The sequence below is a fragment of the Desulfosporosinus sp. I2 genome, from assembly GCF_000960765.1.
GTDB lineage: Bacteria > Bacillota > Desulfitobacteriia > Desulfitobacteriales > Desulfitobacteriaceae > Desulfosporosinus.
This window is the reverse complement of sequence record NZ_JYNH01000015.1, coordinates 19,644-35,032: the sequence shown is the minus strand read 5'-3', so window position 1 is coordinate 35,032 and position 15,389 is coordinate 19,644. Positions and strand designations below refer to the sequence as shown.

General features: G+C 42.9%; 10 protein-coding genes. 7 read left to right on the top strand and 3 right to left on the bottom strand.

What is annotated here, in order from left to right:
- Nucleotides 1-74 precede the first annotated feature (74 nt).
- Entirely contained in the window at nucleotides 75-1,547 is a 1,473-nt protein-coding gene (locus UF75_RS06185; protein WP_045573733.1) for a 4-hydroxyphenylacetate 3-hydroxylase N-terminal domain-containing protein, read from the top strand.
- 446 nt (nucleotides 1,548-1,993) lie between these two features.
- Nucleotides 1,994-3,643, top strand: coding sequence for a long-chain fatty acid--CoA ligase (locus UF75_RS06180; RefSeq protein WP_045573732.1), 1,650 nt, complete (start codon nucleotides 1,994-1,996; stop codon nucleotides 3,641-3,643).
- 149 nt (nucleotides 3,644-3,792) lie between these two features.
- On the opposite strand, the gene UF75_RS06175 is transcribed toward UF75_RS06180, so the two are convergent.
- Complete coding sequence (locus UF75_RS06175) at nucleotides 3,793-4,992, bottom strand: MFS transporter (protein WP_045573731.1); 1,200 nt, start codon at nucleotides 4,990-4,992, stop codon at nucleotides 3,793-3,795.
- A gap of 272 nt (nucleotides 4,993-5,264) precedes the next feature.
- Between UF75_RS06175 and UF75_RS06170 the strand changes: the two genes are divergently transcribed.
- The 4 genes from UF75_RS06170 to nrfD all read left to right on the top strand — a co-directional run bounded on the left by UF75_RS06170 (nucleotide 5,265) and on the right by nrfD (nucleotide 11,097).
- Entirely contained in the window at nucleotides 5,265-6,197 is a 933-nt protein-coding gene (locus UF75_RS06170) for a magnesium transporter CorA family protein (protein ID WP_045573730.1), read from the top strand.
- A gap of 321 nt (nucleotides 6,198-6,518) precedes the next feature.
- Nucleotides 6,519-9,089 (top strand): molybdopterin-dependent oxidoreductase, encoded by a 2,571-nt coding sequence (locus tag UF75_RS06165; RefSeq protein ID WP_045573729.1) that lies wholly within the window; start codon nucleotides 6,519-6,521, stop codon nucleotides 9,087-9,089.
- Nucleotides 9,086-9,772 (top strand): 4Fe-4S dicluster domain-containing protein, encoded by a 687-nt coding sequence (locus tag UF75_RS06160; RefSeq protein ID WP_045573728.1) that lies wholly within the window; start codon nucleotides 9,086-9,088, stop codon nucleotides 9,770-9,772. Before UF75_RS06165 ends, UF75_RS06160 begins: the two co-directional genes overlap by 4 nt.
- Nucleotides 9,773-9,786: 14 nt before the next feature.
- Entirely contained in the window at nucleotides 9,787-11,097 is a 1,311-nt protein-coding gene (nrfD, locus tag UF75_RS06155) for an NrfD/PsrC family molybdoenzyme membrane anchor subunit (protein WP_156146260.1), read from the top strand.
- An 87-nt stretch (nucleotides 11,098-11,184) separates the two neighbouring features.
- Here nrfD and UF75_RS06150 read toward each other — a convergent pair whose 3' ends face one another.
- Nucleotides 11,185-12,444, bottom strand: a complete 1,260-nt coding sequence (locus UF75_RS06150; RefSeq protein ID WP_045573726.1) for a DUF438 domain-containing protein — start codon at nucleotides 12,442-12,444, stop codon at nucleotides 11,185-11,187.
- A 450-nt stretch (nucleotides 12,445-12,894) separates the two neighbouring features.
- Between UF75_RS06150 and UF75_RS06145 the strand changes: the two genes are divergently transcribed.
- Nucleotides 12,895-13,941, top strand: coding sequence for a permease (locus UF75_RS06145; protein WP_242860139.1), 1,047 nt, complete (start codon nucleotides 12,895-12,897; stop codon nucleotides 13,939-13,941).
- Between the two features lie 357 nt (nucleotides 13,942-14,298).
- Here UF75_RS06145 and UF75_RS06140 read toward each other — a convergent pair whose 3' ends face one another.
- On the bottom strand, nucleotides 14,299-15,003 hold the full coding sequence (locus UF75_RS06140; protein ID WP_242860138.1) for a phosphatase PAP2 family protein: 705 nt from the start codon (nucleotides 15,001-15,003) through the stop codon (nucleotides 14,299-14,301).
- Nucleotides 15,004-15,389: the final 386 nt, after the last annotated feature.

Genomic DNA, 15,389 nt, shown 5'->3' with positions numbered 1-15,389 from the left:
TAAAGCTGAGCCTCGAAACTTCGGTGACGAAAGCTTCAAGCAATTGAGTTAATCTTGCAAATGAGGTGACCAGGATGACTTTGAAAACGTCACAACAATATATCAATGACATTCGTAAAATGAAAATCGACCTTTATATGTTTGGGGAGAAGGTAGAGAATTACGTTGATCATCCGATGGTTCGCCCCTCGGTCAATGCTATGGCGATGACCTATAAGATGGCCATGGAAGCAGAGTATGAAGATATCATGATCGCCACTTCGAACCTAACCGGTCAAAAGGTTAACCGTTTCACACATCTTCATCAGAGCACTGAGGACTTGGTGAAAAAAGTTAAGATGCAGCGTCTCTTGGGACAAAAAACAGGCTGCTGTTTTCAACGCTGTGTCGGCATGGATGCGTTTAATGCAGTTTTTAACACAACGTTTGAGATTGATGTTAAACATGGTACCCACTACCATCAACGATTTATTGAATTCATGAAATACGTGCAGGACAACGATCTCGCGGTTGATGGATGTATGACTGATTCACGCGGCGATCGGTCGAAGAGACCTAAGGAACAAACTGATCCAGATGCCTATGTTCATATAGTGGATCGGAGTGAAGCCGGCATTGTCGTTAGGGGATGCAAGATGCATCAAACTGGCATGCTTAACTCTCATGAAATCTTAGTGATGCCCAATAACTCACTTAAAGAGGATGAGAAAGAATGGGCAGTAAGCTTTGCTGTGGCGCTCGAAACTCCGGGAATTATTTTTGTCTATGGTAGACAATCCTGTGATACCCGTAAAATGGAGAGCGGAAGCATAGATGTCGGCAACCAGTATTTTGGTGGGCAAGAGATTATGACTATATTCAATGATGTATTTGTACCGTGGGAACGGGTCTTCATGGATGGTGAAACCGATTTTACGACCATGCTGGTGGAACGATTCGCTTCTTATCACCGTCAGAGTTATGGGGGGTGCAAGGTTGGAGTGGGTGATGCTCTAATTGGAGCTACTCAAGCTATGGCAGAGTACAATGGGATTTCTCGCGCCTCGCATGTTAAGGACAAGATTGTGGAGATGTGCCATCTTAATGAGACTCTATATTCTTGCGGAATTGCTTGCTCGGCGGAGGGGTATAAAACAGCCGCTGGCAATTACCTTGTCGACATATTGTTAGCTAATATCTGTAAGCAAAACGTGACACGTTTCCCATACGAGATTGCACGCTTGGCGCAAGATGTTGCAGGTGGAGCGTTCGTTACGATGCCATCGGAAAAAGATTTTGTTCATGCTGATGTGGGGCCAATAATAAGGAAATACTTTGTAGGTAAGTCAGATATACCGGTTGAAAACCGTCAGCGAATGCTGAGGTTAATAGAGAATCTCACAATGGGAACCGCGGCCGTAGGTTACCTCACAGAATCTATGCATGGAGCGGGTTCTCCCCAAGCTCAGCGCATTATGATTAGTCGATTGATTAATCTAGAACATCGTAAAAACCTTGCTGAGAAGCTTTCAGGGGTTAAAGAAAATAAGGACTTGGATTGGCAATAAGTGAATTTGTTAAACCATAAGGAACTGGTTGCTTTTACTAAGTGAAGCAGTTCCTTTCTTCGTAAACAAAGTCTTTGATTCTCGCAAAGGAGATTGTCAACCATGAATAAGGAATTTATTTAAGGGTCGATTGTGCGGTTTACGTACAAAAAATAGAGTTTGAAGAGGACTGTTTGTATGTAATTCCATACAGGTTAGACTCACACAACCTACTAATCGCTTAGTGGGGTGGGTTTGATTGACATATTTGGATGGCACAAATATTGCATTAGATTGTCCTAGTGGTTGTCAGAATATTAAAAAAGGAATGAGGTGCTGATTTAACGTCCTGTGGGAGATATTCACAACAAGGCATAAGGAGAAAAAAATTTTAAATTAGGTATTCTGAAAATTCCTAATTATATAAAAATACTATGATTAAGGAGTTATAAAGAGGAGGAAATCGAATGAAGGATAACCAAAAACTCTGGCTTAAAAGTTACCCCTCCAGTGTTAGGCACCATATTGATTATCCCTATAAGTCGCTTGGTCAAATGTTTGATGATACAGTTGAAAAAATGCCGGACACAATTGCTATGATTTTTGGGGGTCAGACGGTTACCTACAGGCAGTTTGGAGATCAGGTTAACCGTTTCGCGGGTGCCTTAGCTGATATAGGTATTGTAAGAGGGGACCGTGTCGGGCTGATGGGTCCGAATTGCCCCCAATGGGAAATCGCTTTCTTCGCCATACTCAAATTAGGCGCCATTGTAGTACAAACAAACCCCATGTATATTGAACGGGAAATAGCTTATCAAATGAATGATGCGGGTGCAACGACCATTATTGTCTTAGAAATGATGTATCCTAGGGTGAAAAATATAATAGCAGAAACGGCGTTACAACGGGTAGTTGTCTTTAACTTTATGGCACCAGTCCAGCAGGCAGAAGGCTTTTATTCCTACGATGAACTCATCAAACATGATCCCGTATATCCCGTCACAGCGATTAATCCCGTCGAGGACCTCGCCGTATTGCAATACACGGGTGGAACGACCGGTGTATCTAAAGGGGTAATGCTCACCCACCTTAATCTGATCGCCAATACCCTTCAAGTCATTGAATGGTCGATAAATATGGAGTATGGGAATGAACGAATTCTTACCATCTTGCCAGTATTTCATGTCTATGGTATGACCGATTGCATGAATTATGCAGTATCACTTGCGGCTACTCAGATTATTTTGCCCCGCTTCGACCCGGATCAAGTGCTGGAAACGATTCGCAACTATAAACCCACTCTTTTTCCGGGCGCGCCAACTATGTTTATGGCACTTAACAATCATCCTCGGATCGAAGAATATCGGGAGAATTTGGCGGCCATTAAAGTGTGCACGAGTGGCTCTGCACCTTTACCCTTGGAGGTAGCCCAAAAGTTTACTGCAGTGACGCATGGCGAAGGAAATTTAGTCGAAGGCTATGGCTTGTCTGAGGCTTCCCCTATAACTCATTGCAATCCACTTGATCGTCCAACGCTCTCGGGTTCCATCGGTTTACCGCTCCCTGACACGGATTATGTAATCATGGATCTAGAGACGGGCGACCGGGAAGTTCCTGTGGGTGAGATAGGAGAATTATGCGTTCGGGGTCCTCAAGTCATGAAGGGGTATTGGGAAAAGCACCTAGAGACAGCTGAAACCTTGCGCAACGGTTGGTTGCATACGGGTGACATCGGCAGAATGGACGAAGATGGCTTCTGCTTTATTATTGACCGCAAAAAAGATATCATCATTGCAGGTGGATATAATATCTATCCGCGTGATATCGAGGAAGTCCTATACGAACATCCTAAGGTTAAAGAAGTTGTTGTTGCAGGGGTACCGGATCTCTACCGTGGAGAAACTGTCAAGGCGTATATAGTTTTGCACGCTAATATGGAAGCAGACGAAAAGGAATTCATCGCTTTTTGCAAGACCAGAATGGCAGCTTTTAAAGTTCCCCGCCACGTGGAGTTTAGAGATGAATTGCCAAGGACTATTGTCGGGAAAGTTTTGCGTCGCAAGCTGGTAGAAGAGGAAAAAGCTAAGCTTCAAGCAGCTGCCACGACGGAATCCTAAATCAGCCCTTGATATATAATCATATGTTTTAAAAAGGTAGCTATAAAACGCTTATTCAAAGTGAAGGGGATGTACCGAAACTTCAAAGTTTTCGGCACATCCCCTTCTTAAACTTGGGTTAGATAGAGTCTCTATCACTGAGAACATACTTATACGATAGCTTCATTAGCGGGTTGACTACTTGACGTCTTCATTCTAGTCGTTAAAAGTAGATTGAGGGCTGCAATAGCAGATCCAACCATAAATACGTATTCATAGCCGAAAACAGTCCAGATAAACCCACCCAGAAATGGCACAAACATTGAGACTATGTGATCAATGCTTATCCCCATGGATAAAGTTGGAGAAACATCTTCGTTATTTAAGGCGATTTTCTTAACATAGGTGGCTCTGGCCATGCTCACGGACGCCAGCATTTGATCGAGAACAAATAATGCACAGACGACGTAAAGCGCAATTTTTCCTAGACCCAAATTTCCTAGTAACCCTTGAGTAAAAGCATAACCTAAACAAATAAAGATTAAAGACACCGCTTCTCCCGCCAGAACAAATCGTTCGCCTTTACTATCAATCAGGTACCCGATAAACGGCTTAAAAAGAATTCCAAGTCCCGCTATGATAAAGCTTAAGATAGCGAAGGTCGCCACACCCTGTCCAAATACCTTAATGAGTACCCACGGCCCAAAGGTGACAAAGATCTGTTTCCTTGCGCCAAAGAGGATGCTTAATCCATAAAAAACCCTATACTCTTTGCGCAGCACAAACCGCTTACCGATTCTCTTACCCGTGTGTGGTTTCATCATTAAGATGAGTACAGCCGAGAGAAAGAAGGCTCCTGCCGAAATTGCGAAGGCCAAATGATAGTCGATTTTAATATACCTGAAAAGGAGGGCTGTAGCCAAACTGGTCGCTAAAAAGACGGCTGTGTTGACAGAGTTGATCTGACCTAATCTTCTCCCCATCTGGCCATCAGAGGCTAAATTCATTCCTATACTATTGGACATAGGCATAAACAAATGTTGCCCCATACTGTAGACTGTCAACCAGCCAATCATAGGTAAGTATTCAGGTGACCAGAATGCGAGACCGAGAGCCCCTAATCCACCGAGAAGGTTCGCTACAGCGGCTGTCCGAACGTCTCCAAAAGCAAACAAAAGACCCGTTACAAAGACAACTGCAAAGCCTGGAAATTCCCGGGGGATTTCCAGGAATGTTCTCTGAGAAATGGTTACATGATAAGTATCACTTAGAAAGTTGTTAAAAAATGAAGTATCGATGCTTTGCGTAATTCCGATCACAGCACTCGCCAATAAGAATAAAACAAAATCTCTTTTGCCAAAACCCCACATATCAAGTCCTCATTCTCTCAATATTACTTATAATAGATTCGACTATTATAGAGAAATACCTTGCGATAAACGAAACTTTTTATAGCTATTCTGCTTCAGTAGAAGAAGACTCTTCTTTTGTCAGAAATTTTACCTTTGTCAGCATTGGCTAATTTAACAAGCACTTAGAGCTATAAAGATACTTTAAAAATGGCATGCTAGTCGGGAGAGTTAAAGAACCTAGAAATGGGGCTTGGTTGGGATTTGCTTAACCGAAGTGGAGGGCAGTTATAATGTTAGCGGTGTATAATACGGTGGACGATATCATCTGTAATATAAATAAACTTGAAGAAAAGGGAACTTGGATAAATATGGTTGATCCAACTGAAGAGGAAATTGGATTAGTAACCAAGACCACGGGAATGGAATGTGATTATTTCATTAAAGATGTTTTGGATGATGAAGAGAGACCACGAATTGAAACTGAGAATAACCAGATTTTGGTTATTATTAACGTTCCCATAATTAAAGATGCTACGGTTATCTACGAAACGATTCCTCTCGGGATCATTTTAACTGAGGACCATTTTGTGACGGTATGTTTACAAGAGGTCGATTTCCTTAATGATTTTGCACGTGGGAAAATTCGCGGAATAGAAACCTATAAGAAGACAAGGTTTCTATTTCAAATCCTCTATAGAAGTGCCTCGTTATATCTAACCTTACTTAGAGAAATTGAAAAGAAAACGAACGAAATAGAATTGGCACTCCACAAATCAATGAAGAATAAGGAATTAATCAGGTTGCTAAACCTTCAAAAAAGTCTGGTCTATTTTACCACCTCCCTCAAATCCAATGAAAAGGTCATGGAGAAAATGTTAAGAACTAAGGTCCTGAAAGTATATGAAGAGGATCAAGATTTACTTGAAGATGTCATCATAGAAAATAAACAAGCGGTCGAGATGGCTGAAACCTATAGCAACATTTCGAGTAGTATGATGGACGCTTTTGCTTCTATAATTTCAAATAACTTAAATATGGTCATGAAGTTTCTAGCATCGATTACAATTATTTTAGCTCTACCGACTATGTTAGCCAGCTTTTTCGGTATGAACCTAAAAATTCCTTTTCAGACTTCAGACTATGGTTTTGTGATTGTCGTGCTTATGTCTGTTGTCCTTTGTTTTGGTGGTATTGTTTATTTAATGAAGAAGGAAATGTTTTAGAAAAACGGGGGTATTGTCGGCAGATAGTCGAAATTAAAACAAGGCAATTAAAAGAGACTTAAGCCCTTAATTTAGGGTTTGAGTCTCTTTTAATCCGTGGTATCAGAATTCTTATAGAATTGATGGAATCACAGTTTCAATTGATGAGATTATCCGGTGGCTAACCGCTACCAGGCCCTCCATGACGTCGGGAGAACAAATCACATTTTAAGTGTGACAGCGTTCACGGAATTACTAACGAAATTGTGATCTAATTGAGCGTAAGAACCAACTACATAGAACTACGTTTGGAAATAGTACAATCAAGTGGAGGTGTCCAAAGTGGAAAGAAAGAACTTGAAGCTTTCGCGTCGACAATTTCTTAAAGTGTCTGCGGCTACGGGCGTTTTGGTGGGGACAGGAGGTACGGCGTCATTCATTCAGCAGGCGATGGCCATACCCGAACAAGTTGATCCGCAGCTAAATTACGTTCGCACAACGTGTTCTCCGAACTGCACTGGGGCGTGTGGGATGAATGCTCTTGTCGAGAACGACCAGATTAAATCCATTATTCAAGCTGCAGACTATCCAGAAGAGGAGTACAATCCCCGCGGTTGCCTGAAAGGACTTTCCATGACAAACCTTATTTATGGCCCGGACCGCTTGCAAAAGCCTCTCATTTTAAAAGGGAAGCCAGGTTCAGGCGATTTTAAAGAAGCTTCGTGGAATGAAACCTTGGATTATACCGCAGGCCGATTAAAAGAAATAGCTGATAAATACGGCCCTGAGTCGATCGGGGTACTCTTTCAGGTAGGCGGAACTGGGTATGTCCAAAAAGGGGCAGTGAGTAGGTTAGCAACTTTAGCAGGTTGGACTATGCATCATGCTTATGACCAAAACGGAGACTTACCAATGTTTTGGCCGATGACCTTCGGGGTGCAGAGCGAAGAACTCGAGCCGAGAGAATGGACTAATTCCCGTTATGTCATGGTCTTTGGCTCTAATATCCTAGCCACGCGAATTCCGGATGCCCATTTTTTGCTAGAAGCTAGAAATCGTGGAGCTAAGATTTTGGTTTTTGACCCTAACTTTAGTCCTACCGCAGCTAAAGCGGATGAGTGGTTTCCCATTAACGCCAGCAGCGATGCAGCGGTTGCCTTAGGTTTGGCGCGGGTTTTAATTGAAGAGAAGCTATATGATGTGGATTTTATCAGAACCTTTACCGACCTGCCGCTTCTTGTGCGCTTGGATAATGGCAAACGACTTAAAGCGGATAAGGTTAAAGATCTCGTCAAACCAGCAGATATACCAGCCTACAGGGAATCCTATGTTGCTTATAACGGTCATTTTATAGCGGTCCATCCGGAGAAACTCGATCTTCCCACAGATATCATGATCGAAGGTATTCTGAACGTAACCCTTATAACGGGTGAAATCGTGAAAGTCAAACCTGCGTTCCAACTTCTTAAAGAAAGCCTCAACCAATACACCCCAGATGCCGTCGAGAAACTGGCGGGGATACATAAAGAGGATCTTGTACGCATTGCTCGAGAAATGGTGGAGAACAAACCATTGCATGTGATTTATGGGGCAGGTAATTATCAGTGGTATCACGGTGATCTTAAGGGACGAGCGCTAGCTATGCTTCCAATTTTAACGGGGAATATTGGTAAACCCGGAGCAGGGATTTCCACGTATGCTGGTCAGTATCGGATTCGTTTTAAAGTCGCAGAGTGGTGGGTTCCTGAAGGCAAAAAGCAAAATTGGCTACCCTTTCTTTATGTCCTTAATGGCCCGACTAAAACCATGAAAGCCTCATGGCCCAAAAATGGGATTAAAGCACTGGTTGTAGGTTGGGGTAATCCGTTTGATCAGCATAACATGTCAAATAAACTCCGTGAAATGGTAGAAAAAACAGACTTAGAATTTGTCGTGACCACTGATTTTCAAATGACCACGTCGTGTCAATATAGTCATGCCGTTTTACCGGCCGTATCTTGGTATGAAAAAACTGATCTTGTGGCCACGCCGGTACATCCATACCTTCAACTGCAACAACCAGCTGTGAAACCGCTTTATGAGGGTAAACCGGAGTTTTGGATTATTCGCGAACTGGCGAAGAGGCTTAATCCTAATTTTGAAAAGTACTTTTATCCAGAGCTTGATCCGCAAGCTGCAGCAGAGAAGGTCATTGAGCTTTTGCTCAAAACTGGAGGACCTGAGGTTGAGGGGATTACATTAGAACAATTGAAAAAAGGCCCAGTTCGCTTGAAGTCTGATGTCCCAGGAGGTCGGCAAATTCCATTCTATGACCAAGTCCAGCATAAGAAGCCATTTCCCCCCATCAGCCTGCCTGCCAAACTTGAACAAACAGCACAGTTTGTGAAGAGTGGACGGATTGAACTTTACAAAGATGAAGATATCATGCAGCAATTGGGCGAGGCGCTTCCAGTCCATAAACCTCCCTTTGAGGAAAGCGAGTATGCCTTAAATCCACTCAATAAAGAAAAGTATCAATTTAGCTATGTCACTCGGAATGCTATCTACCGAGTACACTCCACGCACTCCAATAACATCTGGATGAATGAGCTTCAAGAGGGGAAGCCGAGAGTTTGGCTCAGTCCTGAGGATGGCAAAGAAAAGGGAATCAATGAAGGGGATCTCGTCGAAATCTTCAATGATCGTGGCAAAGTCACAGCTTACGCAATTATTGATCCAGGGGTTGGACACAAGCAAGCGGTTTTTGAGCAGGGCTGGTGGAGTCGGTATCTAAAGGGGGAGTCTTACAACTCCTTAACCTATCCCTTCATTAAGCCGACCCATGAACTCTACTTTGTCCCCGGGATGTGGTCCCCAAACACGGCCTGGAACGAATGCCTCTGTGATGTGAGAAAGGTGGATGATGTCCAATGAGACTTGGAATGGTGATAGACCTGGATCGTTGCATTGGTTGCCGTTCTTGTGCGGTGGCCTGCAAATCCCATAACGCACAGCCGCCAGGGACGTGGTGGAATAGAGTATTTACTCCAGGGAGTACCTTTCACCAAGCCGCGGTGGGCAAAGCTGGAGCCTTGCAAATGAATTTTCTGCCTGTATCCTGTCAAATGTGCGACAATCCCCCTTGCCAAAAGGTTTGTCCCACTGGAGCCACCTATACCGATGAACGTGGCGTGGTTTTGATTGACTACGAACGTTGTATTGGTTGTCGATATTGTTTTGCAGCCTGTCCTTACGGGGTTCGACAATTCAACTGGGAAGACCCTAAAAAGGCTAAAGAACGGGTGGGATATAAGGAAGGGTATGAGTATGGCTACCCTGTCGATTTCCGAGATAAGGAGGGTAGATTGGTTTTTACCCCTGATCGGCCAGCAGGAGTAGCCGAAAAATGTACGTTCTGTGTGCAATACACCGCTAATGGAGAAGAACCAGCCTGTACTCGAGGCTGTCCGGGAAAGGTGCGCATTTTCGGAGACCTCGATGATCCAAATTCAGAAGTTAGTAAGCTTATCGGAAAACGGCCTTCGTATCGCTTGAAAGAAGAACTGGGCACTTCACCCAAAGTATTCTATCTGGCGCCCACGAAGCCGATACGCTAGGAGGTGGGTTTGACGTGAAAAGAAGTAATATCCTGATGGGCTTAGCAATTGTTTTAATCCTGATCAGTTTAGGTGCCTGGGGATACCAACTGCACAAGGGTTTAATTGTGACTAATATGCGCAATTCCTTTAGCTGGGGACTATACATCGCGACCTTTGCATTTTTTGTTGGGGTTGCTGCAGGAGGATTGATTGTTTCCTCTTCAGTCTATCTCTTCAATATTGAGAAACTAAAGCCTTTTACCCGTATCGCCTCTCTCTCGGCGTTCGCCAGTATTTTAGGTGCAGGGGCCATGATTTTCCCAGATATGGGCCGGGTTGAGCGGGTATGGAAGATCTTTGTTCATCCAAATTTTACCTCACCACTCGTTTGGGATGTCATTGTCATTACAGCGTACCTTATTATTACGTTTTTAAGTGTTTATGTTCAACTTTTACCGGATTGGAGAAAAGAAGGGCGTGGTTTTTTCAATAACTGGACCAAAAAACGCTCCCAAGAAGAGATTGAAGTTCTCTCGAAAAAGTGGTCAAAACGTGTCGCTCTCATTGGATTACCGGTAGCTATATTGATTCACACGGTGACGGCTTTGATCTTTGCCACACAGGGATCACGAGGGTGGTGGAATACTGCAGTGATGCCTCCAGATTTTGTTTCTGTGGCGGTTGCCTCTGGAACTGCTTTAGTCATGGTAATTTCTCTTCTTACTGTAGGAAAAGAAAAATTTTATCAGTATGAGGAAGCCTTTCAAACGATGGCCCTTATCGTGGCTGGAGCTTTGGTAGTACACTTTTTCTTCGTCACGGTTGACCTGCTCGTCCATGGGTGGTGGGGGAAACCAGAAGCCAATGAAATCCTGTCCCTTGTTTTTGGTCGCTATGGGCTTCTCTATGCGACAGAACTTCTGCTGCCTGCCTTTACCATGATTTTCTTCTTTACTAAGCGGGGAAAAGGCAGTTTCAAGACTCTGATGATCGGAAGTATCCTCCTCTTCATAGGAGTTTTCGTTCACCGTATGATGCTGATGTTCCCTGCCTTTAATGCCATCCCGCTCACCTTAGCTATTCCAGGAGCGGGGATAGAAAGTTGGGCTTATCCGATTGCCCTTGGGCAATTTAGCGAAGGCATGCCTGTTTTTGTCAATACTTGGGACTACGCGCCAACTTTGGTGGAGTATGCAGTGGCGCTCTTACCGTTCGGGCTAGTGCTCTTTGTTGTGACTGCTGCGTTAAGAATGTACGATTTTCTGCCACAGAAACGGGTGGGTAAACATTTGGCAAGCAAAATAGAGCAAGCAAAAGCTCCTAAGGGTATAGACTTTACTTGAGTAGATTGATAGGATTAGCCCTCTTTACAAAGTTTAGTAAAGGGGGCTAATCCAGTTCGTACTAAAACATGAGAGATATTCAATTTATTATTCCTCTGAGTAAATGCGTTTTTCCCCTTGAAGGGTCTGAATTTTTTGTACATCTTGGGTCACTTCGATTGTGCCACGATAAGTTCCATCATCATCACGTACTGCGAAATATTGAATATAGACATACTGTTCGTTCATGTGGATCCAGAATTCGGCTGAGTCTCGTATTCCTCTTTTAAAGTCATCCACTATTTTGGTGACAATATGAACACTATCTGGTGGATGACAGTCTTTAACATTGCGTCCGATAATGGCCTTACTCCGTTGGAATATGCGTTCTTTGCCGTAGGAAAAGTAACGGACAAGATCTTTTTCGTCAACAAATGTAATATCGATGGGGAGATGGTTAAAGATAAGACTGATCTGCTCAAGGGTTAAGGCACCAGTCTCAAAAGGAAGAAGTGCTTGGAGTCCGTTTTTTCCTCCTACGGGATTTGTTTGAAACGCTCCTGGATCGACTGATGGCTTGGGTGGAGCAGAAGGAATCCAACCATGCTCAGGTTCCACCAAAGTATAGCCAATTTCGCCACTCTGCTCAGCCACAGCAGCCCATTCCCCATCGGTTAAAGTTTCCATACTCATAGGAAACATGATGTTTTCCTCTTTGTATATTAGATCTTCAATCGCTTGTAGGGCTGGGAGGGCTGTGGTTTGGATGAGTTTAGTTAGGTCGTCTGTTTCAACTTTATTGTTGGAAAGTCCTTGAGAGATTTGTTTGAGCTGAGCGCGTATGTCATCTTGAATAGCCCACATGACTTTAGGAGGGCCGCTCACCCCATGTTTTTCTAAATAAGCAAAGAGAATGTTCTCCTTACGACTATAATGTTTCTCGATCTCTAGTAATTGTTTATGTAAAGAGTGCCAGTCTTCGAGCTTAGCTTCCAAGTTAAGCTCGTTGTTTTTGTGCAAAATCTGCTCCAGAATAGGGCGAATTGCCTGAACAAGCTGGGTAATGGCCTTATTTTCTTTGCGAAACGTATGAACGGGGTGGCCCCCAAGTTCTTGTGATTTAGGTTGTTTGTCGAGACTATCTTGAAACACGGAAACGTGGACATCACAAAGGCTCTTAATTTCTTCAGCAGGCAATCCTTCTTGAATTAACTCTTGTTCAAGAACAGCAATTTCCGTGGCACCCACATCAGATAAAAGCTCTCGGAATCTTTCTTTAAGTTCTCGCGGACTCTTATTTTGGTGGATATCAAGAATAATCTGCTTTAAGGTTTCTCTTCGTTGTTTATTGTCAATTAGTTCGCTCATAGTGAGACTCCCTTCAACCCAAATTTTCTGTCATCCTAAGGATGTGAGGATTATCTACTTTTCATACATCTTTATCCAATCTCTAGACCCCACTTCCATAAGCTTCAATCAGTGTTCGTTCTTCGAAACCCTCAAGTAAAGTAGACATCCTATGGGCGGCAATGTTTTTTTGGAGTTAGCCCTTCGACATTAGTAATCTCAGGGGGTTAGCACTCTATGAGAAGCATGCGCCTTCGGTAATAGTAGATGTTCCTTACAAGTGTTCAGGTTTAGCTGAAAGGGTTTCAGTGACTTGGTTAATTTTGGTCTTGACGGACGGGCTTATAATCACTATAATCACCTTATTGCATAAACAACAGGTTATTAAATACATAACCTAATACCTATATTATCGTTTTCACACACAGACTAGTGAATACGGCAAGGTCAAAGCAGAAAGAGGAGAATTAATTGAGAAAAATAGAGATGAACTCTGTAATTCCCATCCTAATATTCATGGCGATTGCTATCAGTGGGATATGGTATGTTAAGTGGGCACCATATTACTATAAGGCCTTTCTAGCAGCAGGTAGCCATTCGATCGGGTCATCTATTCTATCCGGAAAGATTGCTTCTGCGCCAGGTCCCTCTTGGCAAACTGCTCTGAGTTATACTACTACTTATTTCACCTCAGTCTGGAAAGCGGTGATCCTTGGGCTGCTAATGGGATCCTTAGTTCAAGTTCTATTGCCACGAGAATGGATCAGAAAAGCACTAGGGAGTACGTCTTTCGGTAGTACTTTGATTGGGGGGATGGCCTCTATTCCGTCAATGATGTGTACTTGCTGTGCGGCACCAGTAGCGGTTGGTTTACGTAAAAGTTCGGCATCTGTGGGCTCTTCCTTAGCTTACTGGTTGGGTAACCCAGTCCTTAATCCTGCTACGATTATCTTTATGGGATTTGTTCTATCTTGGAAATTTGCTTTACTTCGAGTCATAGCCGGTCTTATTTTAGTCTTTGGTATTGCCTATTTCGCCAATTATTTGACGAACGATCAAGACCTAAACTTGCATGAAGAAGTAATACCATCGATGTCACTAACTCCGATTAAAGAGAACTTTTTTGTTCGATGGATGAAAGCGTTGTGGCCACTGATTTTAGATACAATTCCTGCCTATATCGCGACGGTATTTATACTTGGCGCGGTAAGAGCTTGGCTATTTCCGGTTATAAGTCCAGAATGGGCTAATAGTTTACTAGTGATTATTTTCTTAGCAGTTACAGGTACCTTGTTTATTATTCCTACCGCAGCTGAGATCCCAATTGTTCAAACCTTGATGGCATTCGGACTTGGTGTAGGTCCAGCGGTAGCACTAATGATGACATTACCAGCCATAAGCCTACCTTCACTATTGATTGTTAAGAGGACATTTAGTACACGAATCCTCTTCTTTGTAACAGGTTCAGTTATCTTAATAGGGATTATTAGTGGCCTCAGTGCTATGGCAATTTTTTAACTACTAGGCGCTCTATGACCGTCCTTCGCGTGATAAGTGGCGCTAAGCTCCTGGATAACATGATCTAAGATTTAGAGGGGGTAAAAACCCCACCTGAATCTTAGGAGATTGTTGATAGAAGTCATGAAGAATTGGAACCGATAATAAAGAATTGAAACCGATAATGAATTATAGAAGACGTGGAAACAGAGCTGATCTTGTTTCCACGTCTTCTATAATGAGAAACATATAGTTTAATTTGGATTTAAGTTTGGATTTAAGTTAGGGCTATGACTTGAGCCTGGAACTTGATTTGTAGTTACTTTTGTATCTGTATCTGTATTTGCCTGTACATTAAGATTAAGATCTGATTTAAACCTAAGCCTGAGACTCGGATTTTGTCTTCGACTCACACTTAAGTGAATAGGTAGGGCTAGATTGTCCACGATTTTTTTCCTTGAATAAAGAGAAGGAGGATATAACCCAATCTCCAAGTCTGACAGCTGTTATTGCCAGAAGAATGCCTGCAATTACATCGGTTATCCAGTGAATTTCAAGATAAAGCGTGGAATAAATAATTGAAAGGCAGAAAACTGTCCAAACCCCGCGGAAAAGTCTATCTTTTTCTCTCCAAGCAAGTAAGAGCATAGCGAATGCCACAGAAGTATGCATTGAAGGAAAGCAATTGACTACTGTAACTGCGGCGTCATTTGGTGTAAGATGGCGAGCCATACCGTCGGGATCGCTCAGAACATACCAGACTTCTTTTACGGTAATCGATAAATAGAAGGGAAAGATTAATATAAATTGTAATACATGAGCCGATAAACAGTAACGAAACATTTTCAAAGAGTCTTTGGCTAGAAAAGAACGAAAAACAGGAATGAGTACGGGGAGTGCAAACCCATTAGCATAGATCCAACGGAAATAGCCTGTTAACCAAGGAGTCTGAATGGTCCGAAAGATCCCTCCATCATTATAAGGGATTGCTTTAAAAAAATTATTTAAATCTAAAAGGTGTGTTTTTGTTCCTAGCTGCCAATAAACGACTTCATTCCAGATTGGTGGGAAGTATTTCCACATCAGGATGGGAAAAAGAACCAGGGGAACCCCAACCTCTAAGAAGTGCTTCCCGGAATTCTGTAAACGATCATGTCGCACGCCCCAAAAGGAGAAGGCTAATAAGATCCAGGGGTAATGAGTAGAATGGTTTGGAACAATAATAAAACAGAATCCTATGATTAATGAACAGATTTGAAAGGAATGTTTCGTGATCATTGTTTCAGTCCTTCCCATAAGGGTACAAAAGAGCTTTCAGTTTTATTTTACTAGTCAGAAAGTATAACTTCGTTATATACTTTCTGGAAGGTCCCTTCTCGCCATCACGGCGCCTTGCCATCCATGGCGGCGCTCTAATCTCGAACATCCTTGTTCGAGTCTTGGCTACAGGGACACTCGGCCAATCCACA